The organism is Pseudomonas sp. PDM20, assembly GCF_014852575.3.
In the GTDB taxonomy this organism is placed as follows: domain Bacteria; phylum Pseudomonadota; class Gammaproteobacteria; order Pseudomonadales; family Pseudomonadaceae; genus Pseudomonas.
Window position 1 is genome coordinate 2,338,257 of record NZ_CM181224.1, and the last position, 15,688, is coordinate 2,353,944.

The window sequence follows — 15,688 nt, forward strand, 5'->3', positions numbered from 1 at the left end:
AGAGGCGCGAGGCTGTGCTGCGGTACAGCGTGGCAAAGGCGCGCGCGTCACCGTCGCCGCTTTCGGCAAGCAGGTAGCTGAGGAAGTTCGCTTCGTCCGGGTCGATGACGGCCTCCGGCGGTGTCGCGGCGAGCGGTGTGGCTGGAGGGTAAGGATAGTAGCGGGCTGCTTGTAGGAGCGAGCAAGCTCGCTCCTACAGAATCGTAGGGCGAATAACCTGGAACAGGTTATCCGCCGGCTCTTGAATGGCGGATAACGCTGGCGCGTTATGCGCCCTACGGGGCTGGAGAAATGCCGTCAGTCCACTTTCTCGAACGGCAGGCCGACGTAGTTTTCCGCGATGGTCGTGCGGCCAGCTTCGGAGCCGAGGAAGTAGTCCAGTTCGGTCTCCAGCATGCGCCGGGTGAAGGCGTCGCTGTCGGGGAACTGGTGCAGCATCGAGGTCATCCACCAGGAGAAGCGTTCGGCCTTCCAGATGCGCCGCAGGGCGATGGGCGAATACTGTTCCAGCAGGTCGATGCGGCCCTCGCCATAGACCTTCACGAGGATGCGGTGCAGCGCGTCGACGTCGCTGGCGGCGAGGTTCAGGCCTTTGGCGCCGGTGGGCGGGACGATGTGGCCGGCGTCGCCGACGAGGAACAGCCGGCCGTATTGCAGCGGCTCCACCACGAAGCTGCGCAGCGGGGCGATGCTCTTTTCCAGCGACGGGCCGGTGACCAGCTGGCGTGCGGCGTCCTCGGGAATGCGGCGCTTGAGTTCTTCCCAGAAGCGTTCGTCGGACCAGTCTTCCACCTTCTCTTCCAGCCCCACTTGCAGGTAGTAGCGGCTGCGGGTGGCGCTGCGCTGGCTGCACAGGCTGAAGCCGCGCTCGCTGCTGGCGTAGATGAGTTCGTGGTTGACCGGCGGGGTGTCGCTGAGCAGGCCGAGCCAGCCGAACGGGTAGACGCGCTCGAAGACGCTCAGGCGCTCGGCGGGAATGCTGCGCCGGGCCACGCCGTGGAAGCCGTCGCAGCCGGCGATGTAGTCGCAGTCCAGGCGCACGTGTTCGCCCTGGTGAGTGAAAGTGACGTAGGGCTTTTCGCTGGTTACGTCATGCAGCGCCACGTCGGCCGCTTCATACACGCTCATCGCGCCGCTGGCTGCGCGGGCCTGCATCAGGTCGCGGGTGACTTCGGTCTGGCCGTAGACCATCACCTGCTTGCCGCCGGTGAGGGCCTTGAGGTCGATGCGCTCGCGGCGGCCATTGAGGACCAGTTCGAAGCCGTCGTGGAGCAGGCCTTCGGCGTCCATCCGGGCGCTGGCGCCGGCGTCGCGCAGCAGGTCGGCGGTGCCTTGTTCCAGTACGCCGGCGCGGATGCGGCCGAGCACGTAGTCAGGCGTCTGGCGTTCGAGGATCACGGTGTCGATGCCAGCCTTGTGCAGCAGCTGGCCAAGCAGGAGGCCGGCAGGACCGGCACCGATGATGGCGACTTGAGTCTTCATGGGGTGGCTCCTTGGAGAGCGCTGTTGTTTTTGTCTCCTGCATTTTTTGTGGATGAGATCGGCCTTTGAAGGTAATTTCCAACAGTCTTCTTGGATTTTTCATGGATGTGGGCGGTGATCGAACAACGCGCTGACACGCCGGTCCCGGTGTTCCGCCTGTATGGCGAGACGACGGTGTGGCCGACGCCGGACCTGATCCACTGCGAATCCATCGCCTCGCGCAGCCGCCTGCATGACTGGGAAATCCGCCCGCACCGGCATGGCGATCTGGTGCAGTTGCTGTATGTGCAGTCCGGCGCGGCGGAGCTGGAAGTGGAAGGGCGGGTCACGCCAGTCCGCGAGGCTTCGCTTCAGGTCACGCCGGCGCTGGCTGTGCACGGCTTCCGCTTTGCCGAGGACGTGCAGGGCTGGGTGCTGAGCATGGGCCTGCCGCTGGCCGAGCAGCTCGGCGGCCTGCTGCAGAGCCCGGTACTGGAGCAGCCGGCGTGCTTCACGGTGGGCGAGGGCAAGCGCCAGCTGGATGCGCTGTTCGAGTCCATCGACCGTGAGTACGCCCAGCAGGCGCCGGGCCGCGACCTGATGCTGCAGTCGCTGCTCAACATGCTGCTGGTCTGGCTCAGCCGCCGGGCGCTGGAGCAGGCTCGCGCGCAGGCGAGCCAGCAGGATCGTGGCGTCGAGCATGTGCATGCGTTCTCCCGCCTGCTCGAGCAGGACTTCCGTTTACACCGGCCCATCGAGCATTACGCGGCGGCGCTGGGTATCAGCGCCGCGCACCTCAATGCGCTGTGCCGGCGACTGGCCGGGCAGTCGGCGCTACAGATGATCCACCAGCGCCTGCTGCTGGAGGCCAAGCGCAACCTGGTGTACACAGCCATGACCATCCAGCAGGTGTCGGACAGCCTGGGCTTCTCCGAACCCGCCTACTTCTCCCGATTCTTCAAGCGCTACGCCGGGGTCTCGCCCCGCGCGTTCCGCGAGCCGCGTTGAGCCGCCATGAATATCGATTCGCGTATCAAGTTCCGCCACCTGGTGTGTTTCCTCGAAGTGGCCCGGCAGGGCAGCCTGGCTCGGGCGGCGGACGCCCTGGCGGTGAGCCAGCCGGCCATCTCGAAGACGCTCAAGGAGCTGGAGGACCTGCTCGAGGCCAGCCTGTTCGAGCGCGGCAAGAGCGGCGCCAGCCTGACCGAGGCCGGCGTGGCCTTCCTGCGCTACGCCGGCCCTTGCGTGCAGGCGTTGCGCGACGGGGTGAACAGCCTGCGCGGCGGCGAGTACGCCTCCAGCACCGTGCGCCTTGGCGTGCTCTCCACCGTGGAAAGCCTGCTGATGCCGGAGACGGTGCGGCGCCTGCACGAGCGCCACCCGGCGCTGGTGGTCAGCGTGGTGACCGGGCCGAGCGCGCACCTGCTCTCGCAACTGCGCGTGGGCGAGCTGGACCTGGTGGTCGGCCGCATGACCGAAAGCCCGCAGATCCAGGGTCTTGCCTTCGAACACCTGTACAGCGAATCCATGACCCTGGTGGCCCGCGCCGGGCACCCACTGCTGGGTCGCCCGCTGCCGCCCTCGGCGCTGGACGACTGGCCGCTGGTGCTGCCGTTGGCCGGCACCACCATCCGCAAGTCCGCCGACAGCCTGCTGGTGCAGAGCGGCCTCGGCCAGCCGCGTCGTCGACTGGAAACCCTGTCCACGGTACTCAGCCGCCGTTATGTATTGACCAGCGACGCACTGTGGATCGCCCCGCTGGATTCGGTGCGCCTGGACCTGCGTTCCGGCGAGATGGTCGAACTGCCTCTGGATGTACAGGAACCGGGCGGTTCAGTAGGGGTTTGCAGCAACTCGACGCTGCCGCTTTCGCTCGGTGCGCACTGGTGCCTGGAGGTGCTGCGCGAGGTCGGGGAAGCGTACCGCGAGGGTGCTTATCCATAACTGAATGGTTATGGATTGTGGGCATCTTTTCAGTTTTCGGCGTCGGGCTTGCGGGCGACACTCCGTCGCACTGCCTGATGCAACAGGCTCCTATAAATCCAACAAGAGGAGACCGACATGTCCGACGCGGAGAACAGCCGCTTCGTCATTCGTGACCGAAACTGGCACCCCAAAGCCCTGACCCCCGACTACAAGACCTCCATCGCCCGCTCCCCGCGCCAGGCGCTGGTGAGCATTCCGCAATCGGTCTCCGAAACCAGCGGCCCGGACTTCTCGCACCTCAAGATGGGCGAGCACGACAACGACCTGCTGCTCAACTTCAACAACGGCGGCCTGCCCATCGGCGAGCGCATCATCGTCTCCGGCCGGGTCATGGACCAGTACGGCAAGCCCATCCCGCACACCCTGGTGGAGATGTGGCAGGCCAACGCCGGCGGCCGCTACCGGCACAAGAACGACCGCTACCTGGCCCCGCTGGACCCGAACTTCGGCGGTGTCGGCCGTGCGCTGACCGACAGCGAAGGGCGCTACGTCTTCCGCACCATCAAGCCCGGCCCATACCCGTGGCGCAACGGCCCGAACGACTGGCGCCCGGCGCACATCCACTTCTCCATCAGCGGCCCGTCGATCTCCACGCGGCTGATTACCCAGCTGTACTTCGAGGGTGACCCGCTGATTCCGATGTGCCCCATCGTCAAGTCCATCGCCAACCCGGACGCGGTGGAGTCGCTGATCGCGAAGCTCGACATGAGCAACGCCAATCCCATGGATTGCCTGGCCTACCGCTTCGACATCGTGCTGCGCGGCCAACGCAAGACCCATTTCGAGAACCAGTGAGGAGGACCGACCATGCCTATCGAACTGCTGCCGGAAACCCCCTCGCAGACCGCCGGCCCGTACGTACACATCGGCCTGGCGCTTTCCGCCGCCGGCAACCTGGCCCGTGACCAGGAAATCTGGAGCGAGATGGCCAAGTCTGGCGCGCCCGGCGAACACATCCTGCTGATCGGTAACGTGTACGACGGCAACGGCCATCTGATCCGCGACTCCTTCCTGGAGCTGTGGCAGGCGAATCATGAAGGTGTGTATGACGCTGCCTACGATCAGGAGAAGCCCTTCAACGGCTTCGGACGCACGGCAACGACCTTCGATGCCGGCGAGTGGCAGGTGCAGACCATCAAGCCCGGAGTGGTGAAAAACGCCGCCGGTGTGCCCATGGCGCCGCACATCAACCTGTCGCTGTTCGCTCGTGGCATCAACATCCACCTGCAGACCCGCCTGTACTTCGAGGACGAGGCGCAGGCGAACGCGGTGGACCCGGTGCTGAACCTGATCGAGCAGCCCGAACGTCGGCAAACCCTCATCGCAAAGCGTTGCGAGGTGGACGGGAAGCTCGCTTACCGGTTTGATATCCGCGTCCAGGGAAATGCGGAAACGGTGTTCTTTGACTTCTGATACACGACTACAGGAAACATCCGCCGAGCCGGTCGCCGACCGTGTCCGGCGGCATTTCGCCGCCGCGCTCGATGAGCGCGGCTACCGCGCGGATGATGCGCAGATGGCAGCGGTGGACCACCTCGCCAACTGGCTCGACGACTTCCTCGCCGGCCGTCACGGCTTCCTGCGCAAACCTGTCGCCGGCGTATACCTCTGGGGCGGGGTGGGGCGCGGCAAGAGCTTCGTCATGGACCAGTTCTTCGCTGCCGCGCCGACCCAGGCCAAGCGCCGCGTGCACTTCCATGCCTTCCTGCAGGAACTGCAGGTGCGCATGCTGGCGATCACCGGGCAGTCCGACCCGCTGGTGCGCGTGGCCCGCGCCATCGCCGAAGAAACCCGGTTGCTGTGCTTCGACGAATTCCACGTGCACGACATCGGCGACGCCATGCTCCTGGGGCGGATGCTGAAGGTATTGGTGGACGAGGGCGTAGGCCTGGTCTGTACGTCCAACTACGAGCCGGAAAATCTCTGTCCGAACCCGCTGTACCGCGAGCGCTTCCGCCCGGCCATCGAGCTGATCGAAAAGCGCTTCGACGTGATTTCGGTGGATGCCGGCCAGGACTACCGCGAGCACAGCACGTCGCTGGAGGAGTGGGGCACTTATCTTTGGCCGGCGACGACGGATGATATCGAGTTGATTGATTCGCGCCTGGGGTTGGCGGACGAGGCGCACTTCAATGAAACGCTCAGCGTCAACCACCACCCGCTGAAGGTGCATGCCCACGACGATCATTGTGCGTGGATGGATTTCAGCGAGATGTTCGAACGTCCGCGCTCGGCCAGCGACTACCTGTGGCTGATCGAGCATTACCCGCGCATGGCGGTGAGCGGCCTCGGCCCGCTGGCGGATTACCCGCCGGACGTGAGCATGCGTTTCCTCAATTTCATCGACATTGCCTATGACCGGCAGCTGAAGCTGCAGCTGTTCGCCAGGGTATCGCTGGAGGAGCTGGCGGCAGGCGGCGCAGCACTGGATTTCTCGCGCACGCTGAGCCGGCTGCGGCAGCTTAAGCTGGAGCCGCTGTAGCCGCGCTGTTTCAGCGAAGGACGGATTCAACCTGTAGGAGCAACTGTCTTTCCCTGGTAGTTCGGTGTTTGTGCTTTCCCCCTCACCCCAGCCCTCTCCCTTCAGGGAGAGGGCGGGGGAGAGGGTTAGGCTGTGCAGGGTATTTCCCAAGAAAGGGTTACAACCTCTGTTCGATAATCGGCCATTTGTATTGCGATAATCGCCCGCGCGTGTCGATAATCGCCCGGCATTCGCCTGCCAGGACAACAACAATGACCGACGCTCCCCGTGCCAGCCTGCCGCCCCTCGCGCCGCCGATCATCGCTTCGCCCGCCAAGCGCATCGAGGCCTTTACCGGCGACCCGAATTTCATGACCTCGCTGGCCCGAGGCCTGGCGGTGATCCATGCGTTCCAGGAGCGCAAGCGCCACCTGACCATCGCGCAGATCAGCCACCGTACCGAGATACCCCGCGCCGCCGTGCGCCGCTGCCTGCACACACTGATGAAGCTGGGCTACGTCACTTCCGACGGCCGCACCTATTCGCTGCTGCCCAAGGTACTGACCCTCGGTCACGCCTACCTGTCTTCGACGCCGCTGGCGGTCACCGCCCAGCCGATCCTCGACCGTCTCAGCGAGCAACTGCACGAGGCCTGCTCCATGGCCACGCTCGAAGGCGACGAGATTCTCTACATCGCCCGCTCGGCCACGCCGCAGCGCCTGATCTCGGTGGACCTGAGCGTCGGCAGCCGCCTGCCGGCCTACTGCACATCCATGGGGCGCATCCTGCTCGCCGGGCTGAACGACGACGCGCTGGAGGATTACCTGGCCCACGCCGACCTGCAGGTGAAGACCAGCCGCACCGTACATACCCCGGAAATGCTCCGTGCGAGCATCGCCGAGATCCGCCAGCAGGGCTGGGTGATCATCGACCAGGAACTGGAGGTCGGCCTGCGCTCCATCGCCGTGCCGTTGAAGGATTCCGCCGGCCAGGTGCTGGCCGCGCTGAACGTCGGCACCCACGCCGGCCGCGTCTCCCGCCAGGAACTGGAAACGCGCTTCCTGCCGGTGCTGCTGGAAGCCAGCCGCGAGCTGGGCACGCGGCTGTTCCATTGAGTGTGAGGGAGGTCGGGCGTCTTTCGCCGGCCTTCGGCATTCCCTGTTCGCTAACCGCCCACAGGCGCGATTATCGAATTGAACGGCTGAACGTCTCTTCGTACTGTTGAGCGACCCGTCCAGCCGGACGGGCAATAACAACAATGAGCGTCAGCCATGGCCCCTGTGTGCCTGCCCCATCCGCCGGTCCGTGCGTCCACCGGCTCGCGCCTCATTCCTGTCCAGCTTGCGGGAGTGCAGGGCGATAAAGCCGGCCTTCCCGCGACGACGCCTTCGCAGGAAGTCTTCGCATGACCAGCTCCGCCCACGTGCCCGCTGCCGGCACCCTCGACGTCCAGTCCTTCATCAACGCCCAGCCGCTGTCGCTGTACCAGTGCCGCATCGTGCTGCTGTGCTTCCTCATCGTTTTCCTCGACGGCCTGGATACCGCCGCCATGGGCTTCATCGCCCCGGCGCTGACCCAGGACTGGGGCATCGACCGCGCCAGCCTCGGCCCGGTGATGAGCGCCGCGCTGATTGGCATGGTGTTCGGCGCCCTGGGCTCCGGCCCATTGGCCGACCGCTTCGGGCGCAAGGGCGTGCTGGTGGTGGCGGTGTTCCTCTTCGGCCTGTTCAGCCTGATCTCGGCCTACAGCAGCAACCTTGAGCAATTGATGGCGCTGCGCCTGCTGACCGGCATCGGCCTCGGCGCGGCGATGCCCAACGCCACCACGCTGCTCTCGGAGTACACCCCCGAGCGCCTCAAGTCGCTGCTGGTGACCAGCATGTTCTGCGGCTTCAACCTGGGCATGGCGTCGGGCGGCTTCGTCTCCGCCAAGCTGATCCCGGCCTACGGCTGGCATAGCCTGCTGCTGCTCGGCGGCGTGCTGCCGCTGGTGCTGGCGGTGGTGCTGCTGGTGTGGCTGCCGGAGTCGGCGCGCTTCCTGGTGGTGCGCAATCGCGGGGCGGACAAGGTCAAGCGCGCCCTGGCGCCCATCGCGCCGGCCGAGGTGGTTGCCGCCCGTGACTTCAGCGTGCCCGAGCAGAAGACGGTGCAGAGCCGCAACGTGTTCAGGGTGATCTTCTCCGGCACCTACAGCGCCGGAACCCTTTTGCTGTGGCTGACCTACTTCATGGGTCTGGTGATCGTCTACCTGCTCACCAACTGGTTGCCGACGCTGATGCGCGACGCCGGCGCGAGCATGGAACAGGCTGCCTTCATCGGTGCGCTGTTCCAGCTCGGCGGGGTGCTCAGTTCGGTGGCGGTCGGTTGGGCCATGGACCGCTTCAATCCGCACAAGGTCATCGGCATCTTCTACTGCCTGGCCGGGGTGTTCGCCTATTGCGTGGGGCAGAGCCTGGGCACCGTCACGCTGCTGGCGACCCTGGTGCTGGCGGCTGGCATGTGCGTGAACGGCGCGCAGTCGGCCATGCCGTCGCTGGCAGCACGCTTCTATCCGACTCAGGGTCGTGCGACGGGGGTTTCCTGGATGCTTGGCATTGGTCGTTTCGGCGCCATCCTCGGTGCCTGGATCGGCGCCACGCTGCTGGGCCTGGGCTGGAACTTCGAGCAGGTGCTGACCGCGCTGATGGTGCCCGCCGCCATCGCCACCGCCGCGGTGCTGATCAAGGGGCTGGTGAGCCACGCCGACGCGACCTGACGGACGCGTCTGAAAGGGGCCGCGATGCAAGGTCGTGGCCCTTCCGCTGGCGAACGTTTCCTACGCTGCAGAGCTCGACGCAATGTCGGTTGTTCTGGCGTCAATAGGATGAACGGTCTCTGGGTGGGAGTGAACGGTCGAAAAATCGGCCCGTTTCGCTGAAATAGATTCAACTCCCTGAAGAAATTGCTGTCGGACCAATAGCCAATCTTTGTCCTGGCACCCCAAAAGGGGGGCTCCACACGGGGCCCGGCCACCTGACCATCGTTGGAAAAGTCCATGGTTCTTCATGCAGTTGGATGCTCATTTTCCCGCCTGAAATCGCGGCGGGGCCCCGGACGCCAGGAAGGCTTCTCCCTGGTGGAAATGATGGTGGTTGTCGCGCTGCTGGCGATCTTCGCTGGCGTGGCCTTGCCAGGTTTTCGCTACCTGATCGAATCCAGCCGTGTGCAGAGCGGCGCATCGACGCTTTTCCGGCTGCTCCAGGCGTCCCGTGCGGATGCGGTCAACACCCGACAGACCCTCACGCTCTGCCCCAGCAGTGGAAACCTGCAGTGGGTGGTGGTGCGCGCCAGCACCTGTGGTTCGATCACCTCCACCTCGGTGAGCCAGCGCCTGGACCTGCCGAGCAGCCTCAGCGTGAGCAGCACCATCAGTAACCTCTCGTTCAAGCCTGATGGCAGCGCCGCGGCGGCTGACCTGGACATATCCAGCAGCGGCACCAGCAAGGCATTCAGCATCAAGGTGGCCGCTTCGGGTTACATCAGCCTGCAGGGAGCGACCGGGCAATGAAACGGAACATGGCGAGCCGGAGCATGGCCGGTTTCAGCCTGGTGGAGGTGATGGTGGCCCTGCTGGTCACCTGCTTCGGCGTGCTCGGCATGCTGGCGATGCAGGGGCGAACCATCGCCTATGCCCAGGACACCATCCTGCGCAGCAACGCGGCGGAGCTGGCGGACGAGCTGATGGAGATGATGCGCACCGATATCTACTCCACCCAGGACGGCAGCGCGGCCCAGGTGGTGCCACCGACCAGTTGGGGCTACTACAAGGCTGCCAGCGCGTCATTTCCCACCGCTCCCAGCAGTTGCGCCTCACTGGCTTCGCTGACTGCCAGCCAGCGCCTGGCCTGCTGGTCGCAGCGGGTTAACCAGGCGCTGCCGGGCGCTTCCGACCTGGCCAGCGAATTCTATGTCTGCCGTACCAATGGCAGCAGCACGTGCAGTAACAGCGGGTCAGCGATCGAGATCCAGCTGGCCTGGCGGGTGAAGGCCGGCGAGTGCCTGGACGCCAACGCCACCGGCGACAACACCATCTGCCGTTACGTGCTGCGGGAGGAACCCTAGGATGCGCGGGCCAGGCTTGCGTGCCCAGGCTGGGGTGACGCTCATCGAGCTGATGATCTCCATGGGCCTGAGCCTGTTCCTGATCCTGGGCATCACCCAGATGTTCCTCGACGGGCAGAACCGTTCGCGCTACTTCGATGGCCAGGCGCAGAACCAGGACAGCGCGCGCTACGCCCAGCAGATGCTTGATGGGCGCCTGTCGAAAGCCGGTTACCGGCGCCTGCCGTCCTCGCGCATGACCGCCGCGTTTCCCGCGCAGACCAGCAATGGCTGCGTCTTCGCAGCCGGCCAGGCGCTGGTGCGGGTGGATGCCAACACCGTCTGCCTGCGCTACCAGCCGCGCGACACCACTGACGTCGATTGCACCGGCGCATCGCTGGCCAGCCGCGCCGGGGTCAACAAGCCCTACAGCAACTACAGCCCGAGCAACAACGTGGTCGAGAAACTCACCCTGAGCAACGGCAAGCTGACCTGTAACGGTTCCAGCCTGGTGGAGAACGTGGTGGCGCTGCGCTTCGACTTCGGGGTGGACAGCGAGAGCGACGAATTCAATCGCCAGGTGGCGCAGTACGTCGCCACGCCGGCGGCTGGTCAGACAGTGCGCAGTCTGCGTTACGCGTTGCTGCTGGCCAGCAGCAGCTCGGTGAGCGGCGGCTTGGCTGCCACCACCTGCCAGCGCTGGCAGGACCTCTACGGCAGCAAGGCCTGCACCGATGGCGACGGGCCCGTGCGGCGCATCGTCAGCGGCACCAGCATGTTGAGGAACCTGATGCCATGAAACGACTGTCTTCCCGCCGGCAGCGTGGCGCGGTGTTGTTCGTCGCGCTGGTGATGTTGCTGCTGATCACCCTGGCTGCCGTCAGCGGCATGCGCGGCATGCAGCTGGAAGGGCGGATGACCGGCAATCGCCTGGAGCAGCAACGGCTGATGAGCGCGGCCGAGTCCGCGTTGCGCGAAGGGGAAGGGCGCCTGCGCAAGAGTACCCGCGCACTGGACAACTGCACGGCGGGCACCTCGCCGTGCTTCACCGCAGCGGCGACCAACTACAGCACCGACTTCAGCAAGTCCAACCTGTACTCCGGCATGGAAGGCGGCACCAGCCTGCTGCGCAGTGCGCGCTGGTACCTGCGCTACATCTCCAACAACTGCAAGGGCGGCGCGGGAGGCAGCGCGAATTCCTACCTGTCGAAGGGGCAGGTGGGGTGCACCTACTACTACGAGGTCAACTCCCAGGCCTACAAGGGCACGGCCACCAGCAAGGCCTGCGGTGCCGACGCGCTGTGCCTGCGCTCGACCTTCGGGCTGGTGATCCAGTGAATTTTTCCGGTCGTACAAGGATGCCGACACCATGAAGTCGTTGCGTGCGACGCTGTTCCTGCTGCTGTCCTGCCTGGCGGGTGGCCAGGCCTGGGGCGCGTCCCTGGCGCAGACGCCGCTGTTCGTCAGCAACATCGCGCCGCCGATGAACATGCTGGTGGTGGGCCGCGACCAGAAGCTCTACTTCCCGGCCTACAACGACGCCTCCGACATCGACGGCGACGGCCAGCTGGATACCTATTACAAGCCCAGCATCGACTACACCGGCTACTTCGACTCCTACAAGTGCTACATCTACGATGTGCTGAGCGGCACCTTCGCGCCCTCCAGCGCCACCAGCACCAAGAAGTGCACCAGCGCGGTTGGCCGCTGGAGCGGCGACTACCTGAACTACCTGACCATGTCGCGCCAGGATGTGCTGCGCAAGGTGCTCTACGGCGGCTACCGCTCCACCGACAACACCCTTTCCACTGTGCTCGAACGCGCCTTCATCCCCAATGATGCGCACAGCTGGGGCAAGGAATACCTGAGCGTCGCCCGTGACGGTTACAGCCTGGCGGACTACACCCCGATCCCGGTGCCGACCAACGGCAAGTACGTGCTCTTCGCCAACACCTCGATCGGCTCCAGCACGCTGGGCTCGTACAACAGCAGCGCCACGCCGCGGCTGCGGATCATCACCAGCCTGCAGCAGGCGCTGCTGGGCACGTACCGGATCTGGGGCTGGGTGTCGCGCGAGTCGGCCCAGGGCACCAACACCGTCACCAGCACCACCAACAGCGACACCACCATCATCCCCGCGTACGACCTCAACGTCAGGGTGCAGGTGTGTGTGGCCGGTCTGCTGGAAAGCAACTGCGCCCAGTACGGCAGTCTCTACAAACCTACCGGTGTGCTCCACGACTACGGCGCCTCGGACAAGATGTACTTCGGCCTGGTCACCGGCACCTACGCCAACAACCTGCGCGGTGGCGTGGTGCGCAAGGCGGCGGCGTCCTTCAGCAACGAATACAACAGCTCCACCGGGCGCTTTCTGACCGACTCCACCACCGGCACCGGCTGCCTCAACGGCCGCTGCTACGTGAACAACAGCGGCATAGTCGCCAACCTCGACCGCCTGGTGTTTTCCGCCGGCTGCACTGACTCCAGCGGCTACAACCTCAATCCGCTGACCAACGGCAAGTGCGTCGACTGGGGCAACCCGCTCGGCGAGATGGCCTACGAGACGCTGCGCTACTACGCCGGCAAGGCGCCGACCGCGGCTTACGCGGCCGGCACAGCCGACACCAACCTGGGCCTCTCCAGCCTGACCAGCTGGGCCAACCCCTACAGCACCTACCCGTCCTGCACCCGGCCGTTCATGACGCTGATGAGCGACGTCAACCCGAGCTACGACTCGGATGTGCCGGGCAGCTCCCTGGGCACCGACAGCCAGCCGACCAACGACATCAGCTTCAACTTCGCCAGCATCGGCGCCACCCTGTGGAGCCGCGAGGTCGGCGGCAGTGCCTCGGTGAACGTCGGCCAGTCCGGCGGCACCAATGACTCGGCGCCCACCGCCAAGACCGCCAGCAGCTTCGCCACCATTCGCGGGCTTGCCGAGGAGCCCACGCGCCAGGGCAGCTACGCAACCTCGGCCGTGTCCTTCTTCGGCAGCCAGAACGCGCTCACCACCGCGGGTTCGAACCGGGTGCAGAGCTTCTCCATCGCCCAGTCCTCGACCCTGCCCAACATCCGCATCAAGACCAGCAAGGGGACATTGCGCCTGGTGCCGTTCAGCATGAACGTCAGCCAGAGCGTGGTCAGCCAGATCACCGGCTTCTACATCGACACATTGACCCGCGACAGCGCTGGCAACCTCACCTCCATCACCTTCCGCGTGGTCTACGACGACTCCGCCCAGGGCCGTGACTACGACATGGACGCCATCGTGCTCTACACGGTGACGGCCAGGAGCGACGGTACCGTGGACGTGACCAGCCAGACCGAATACTCGGTGGCCGGCGATGAATCGCACATGGGCTACACCATGGCCGGCACCACCAAGGATGGCGTGTACCTGGAGGTCACCGGCGGTGGCAGCGGCAGTTCGCGTTTCCGGCTCGACACTCCGGATGGCCGGTCCCCCGGCGACTGCTCGTCGATCACCTGCGCGCTGTTGCCTGGCCTGAGTGGCAGCAGCGGCGCGCTCAGCGGCAACCGGCCGGCCTATCACACGCGCAATTTCACGCCGTCGGCCACTACCGCCGTGACCAGCCTGCAGGACCCCATGTGGTACGCCGCCAAGTACGGCAAGACCGACCTCACCAATTGGGACCGCGACGGCGATGGCGTGCCGGACAACTACTTCCTGGTCAGCAACCCCAGCAAACTCGCCTCCCAGCTCAAGTCGGCCTTCGACGACATCCTCCAGCTCAATACGTCGGTCGCCGCCGTGGCGGTCGACTCCCAGTCGCTGGACAGTGGCAGCTACACCTACGGCACCAGCTTCGTCACCGGCGACTGGACCGGCGACCTGCTGAAGAAGCAGCGAACCATGACCACCAGCAGCTCCGGCGCCGTCACCACGACCACAACCACGCTGTGGCGGGCGTCGGCGCAACTGGGCACACCCAGCACGCGCAACATCCTGTTCGCCAAGAGCGGAGCGCTCACCGCCTTCAACTGGAGCAACCTGACCGCCGCCCAGCAGACCCAGCTCAATCGCACCGTTGCCGGTGTGGTCGATACCCAGGGGCAGGCGCGGGTCGGTTTCCTGCGTGGTGAGAACAACACCTTCCGCACCCGCACGACGCTGCTCGGCGACATGATCAATTCGGCACCGGTGCTGGTCAGCGGCTCCGACTATCTGTCCTCGCGCGCCGACGCCCTGGAGGGCAGCACCACCTATGCGGCGTTCGCCACCGCGCTGGCGGCGAAGCCCTCGGTGGTCTATGTCGGCGCCAACGACGGCATGCTGCATGCCTTCAACGCGACCACCGGCGCCGAGATCTTCGCCTTCATCCCCAGCGCGGTGATCCCCAACCTGAACGCCCTCACCGCGCCGGACTACGGCAAGCAGCAAGGCACCGAGCATCGCTTTTTCGTCGACGGCACGCCCGTGGTGTCCGACGTCTACTACGGCTCGGCCTGGCACAAGGTCCTGCTGGGCAGCCTTGGCGCCGGCGGCCGCGAGGTGTTCGCCCTTGACGTCACCGACCCTGCCGCGCCCAGGCTGCTCTGGGAGTTCACCAGCGACAACGACAGCAGCCTCGGCTACACGGCGGCGCGTCCTTCCATTGCGCGCCTGCACAACGGCAAGTGGGTGGCACTGGTGCCCAATGGCTACGACATCGGCAGCAGCACTGCGTCGCTGCTGATCATCGACATCCAGACCGGTGCGTTGCTGAAGAAGATCACCGCCACGCCGAGCCTGACCGCCGCCGAGACCGCCTCTCTGGATGCCCTCAACAACGGCCTGTCGCGACTGTTCGTGGCGGACGCCAACAATGACGGCATCGCCGACTATGCCTACGGCGGCGACCTGCTGGGCAACCTCTGGCGTTTCGACCTGATCGACACCAGCGGGGGCGACCCGCTCAACAGCACGGCCTCGGAGGCGCGATACGCCGTTTCCTTCGGCGGCAACCCGCTGTACGTTGCGCGCAATGCCAGCGGTACGCGCCAACCGATCACCACCGCGCCGTCGCTGGTCGATCACCCCAGCGGCACCGGCTACATCGTCGCCTTCGGCACGGGCCGCTATCTGCTCACCGCCGACAAGACCTCCACGGCGCAACAGAGTGTCTACGGCATCTGGGACCGCAAGATCGCCGGCGAGGCCACCACCTCCTCACTGACGGCGGCGCGCACGCGCAGCAACCTGCAGGCACAGACGCTCAGCACGGGGACCTTCAACAGCACCTCGACCTACACCCTGAGCAACAACGAAGTGGCGTGGTATGACACCTCTGGCAACACCGCCGATGCCAACGTCAACAAATGGGGCTGGTACTTCGACTTCCCGGTGGCCGGCGAGCGGCAGATCTACGACATGACGCTCTACGGCTCCGCCCTCATCTTCAGCAGCTCCACGCCGCAGACCGGCACCTGCGCCGCCGGCCTCTCCGGCACCCGCTACGCCATCGATCCCGAGCGCGGCGGGCTGACGCCGTACAACGTCTTCGACCTGAACAACGACGGCAGCTTCGATGCGCTCTCGGCGTTCATCACCGGCGGTGGCGATATCACCGTCTCCGGTGGCTACACCTACACCGGCGGCGAGGGCGGCGGCACCAACCTGCTGCCGGACGCCATCCGCACCAACTCCGGCACCGTGAGCGGCCGGCGTACCTGGCAGATCCAGCCAGCCAACTGACAGGG

At 65.6% G+C, this 15,688-nt stretch carries 13 protein-coding genes; 12 read left to right on the forward strand and 1 reads right to left on the reverse strand.

Annotated features, from left to right (window positions below; genetic code table 11):
* Positions 1 to 297 precede the first annotated feature (297 nt).
* Positions 298 to 1,482, reverse strand: coding sequence for a 4-hydroxybenzoate 3-monooxygenase (pobA, locus tag IB261_RS10985; protein ID WP_192383123.1), 1,185 nt, complete (start codon positions 1,480 to 1,482; stop codon positions 298 to 300).
* Positions 1,483 to 1,599: 117 nt separating this feature from the next.
* Here pobA and IB261_RS10990 point away from each other — a divergent pair, with 117 nt between their 5' ends.
* From IB261_RS10990 to IB261_RS11045, 12 genes are all read left to right on the forward strand, one after another.
* Positions 1,600 to 2,469: a helix-turn-helix domain-containing protein gene (locus tag IB261_RS10990; protein ID WP_192223785.1), complete on the forward strand. Its 870-nt coding sequence runs from the start codon at positions 1,600 to 1,602 to the stop codon at positions 2,467 to 2,469.
* A gap of 6 nt (positions 2,470 to 2,475) precedes the next feature.
* On the forward strand, positions 2,476 to 3,405 hold the full coding sequence (gene pcaQ, locus IB261_RS10995) for a pca operon transcription factor PcaQ (RefSeq protein ID WP_081516584.1): 930 nt from the start codon (positions 2,476 to 2,478) through the stop codon (positions 3,403 to 3,405).
* Between the two features lie 117 nt (positions 3,406 to 3,522).
* Positions 3,523 to 4,242 carry a protocatechuate 3,4-dioxygenase subunit beta gene (pcaH, locus tag IB261_RS11000; protein WP_192383121.1) on the forward strand — a complete coding sequence of 240 codons (720 nt, stop codon included), beginning with the start codon at positions 3,523 to 3,525 and terminating at the stop codon, positions 4,240 to 4,242.
* Positions 4,243 to 4,254: 12 nt separating this feature from the next.
* Positions 4,255 to 4,860: a protocatechuate 3,4-dioxygenase subunit alpha gene (gene pcaG / locus IB261_RS11005; protein ID WP_192383119.1), complete on the forward strand. Its 606-nt coding sequence runs from the start codon at positions 4,255 to 4,257 to the stop codon at positions 4,858 to 4,860.
* On the forward strand, positions 4,850 to 5,929 hold the full coding sequence (zapE, locus tag IB261_RS11010) for a cell division protein ZapE (RefSeq protein WP_192383117.1): 1,080 nt from the start codon (positions 4,850 to 4,852) through the stop codon (positions 5,927 to 5,929). Before pcaG ends, zapE begins: the two co-directional genes overlap by 11 nt.
* A gap of 251 nt (positions 5,930 to 6,180) precedes the next feature.
* Positions 6,181 to 7,023, forward strand: coding sequence for an IclR family transcriptional regulator (locus tag IB261_RS11015; RefSeq protein ID WP_017519476.1), 843 nt, complete (start codon positions 6,181 to 6,183; stop codon positions 7,021 to 7,023).
* Between the two features lie 290 nt (positions 7,024 to 7,313).
* Positions 7,314 to 8,663, forward strand: coding sequence for a 4-hydroxybenzoate transporter PcaK (gene pcaK, locus IB261_RS11020; RefSeq protein ID WP_192383116.1), 1,350 nt, complete (start codon positions 7,314 to 7,316; stop codon positions 8,661 to 8,663).
* 366 nt (positions 8,664 to 9,029) lie between these two features.
* On the forward strand, positions 9,030 to 9,455 hold the full coding sequence (locus IB261_RS11025; RefSeq protein WP_230986113.1) for a GspH/FimT family pseudopilin: 426 nt from the start codon (positions 9,030 to 9,032) through the stop codon (positions 9,453 to 9,455).
* Between the two features lie 8 nt (positions 9,456 to 9,463).
* On the forward strand, positions 9,464 to 10,009 hold the full coding sequence (gene pilV / locus IB261_RS11030; RefSeq protein WP_192383112.1) for a type IV pilus modification protein PilV: 546 nt from the start codon (positions 9,464 to 9,466) through the stop codon (positions 10,007 to 10,009).
* Between the two features lies 1 nt (position 10,010).
* Entirely contained in the window at positions 10,011 to 10,787 is a 777-nt protein-coding gene (locus IB261_RS11035) for a PilW family protein (protein WP_192383110.1), read from the forward strand.
* Entirely contained in the window at positions 10,784 to 11,326 is a 543-nt protein-coding gene (locus IB261_RS11040) for a pilus assembly PilX family protein (RefSeq protein ID WP_081516592.1), read from the forward strand. The genes IB261_RS11035 and IB261_RS11040 overlap by 4 nt, the downstream gene beginning before the upstream one ends.
* Positions 11,327 to 11,357: 31 nt before the next feature.
* Entirely contained in the window at positions 11,358 to 15,683 is a 4,326-nt protein-coding gene (locus IB261_RS11045; protein ID WP_192383109.1) for a pilus assembly protein, read from the forward strand.
* The last annotated feature ends 5 nt before the right edge of the window (positions 15,684 to 15,688 follow it).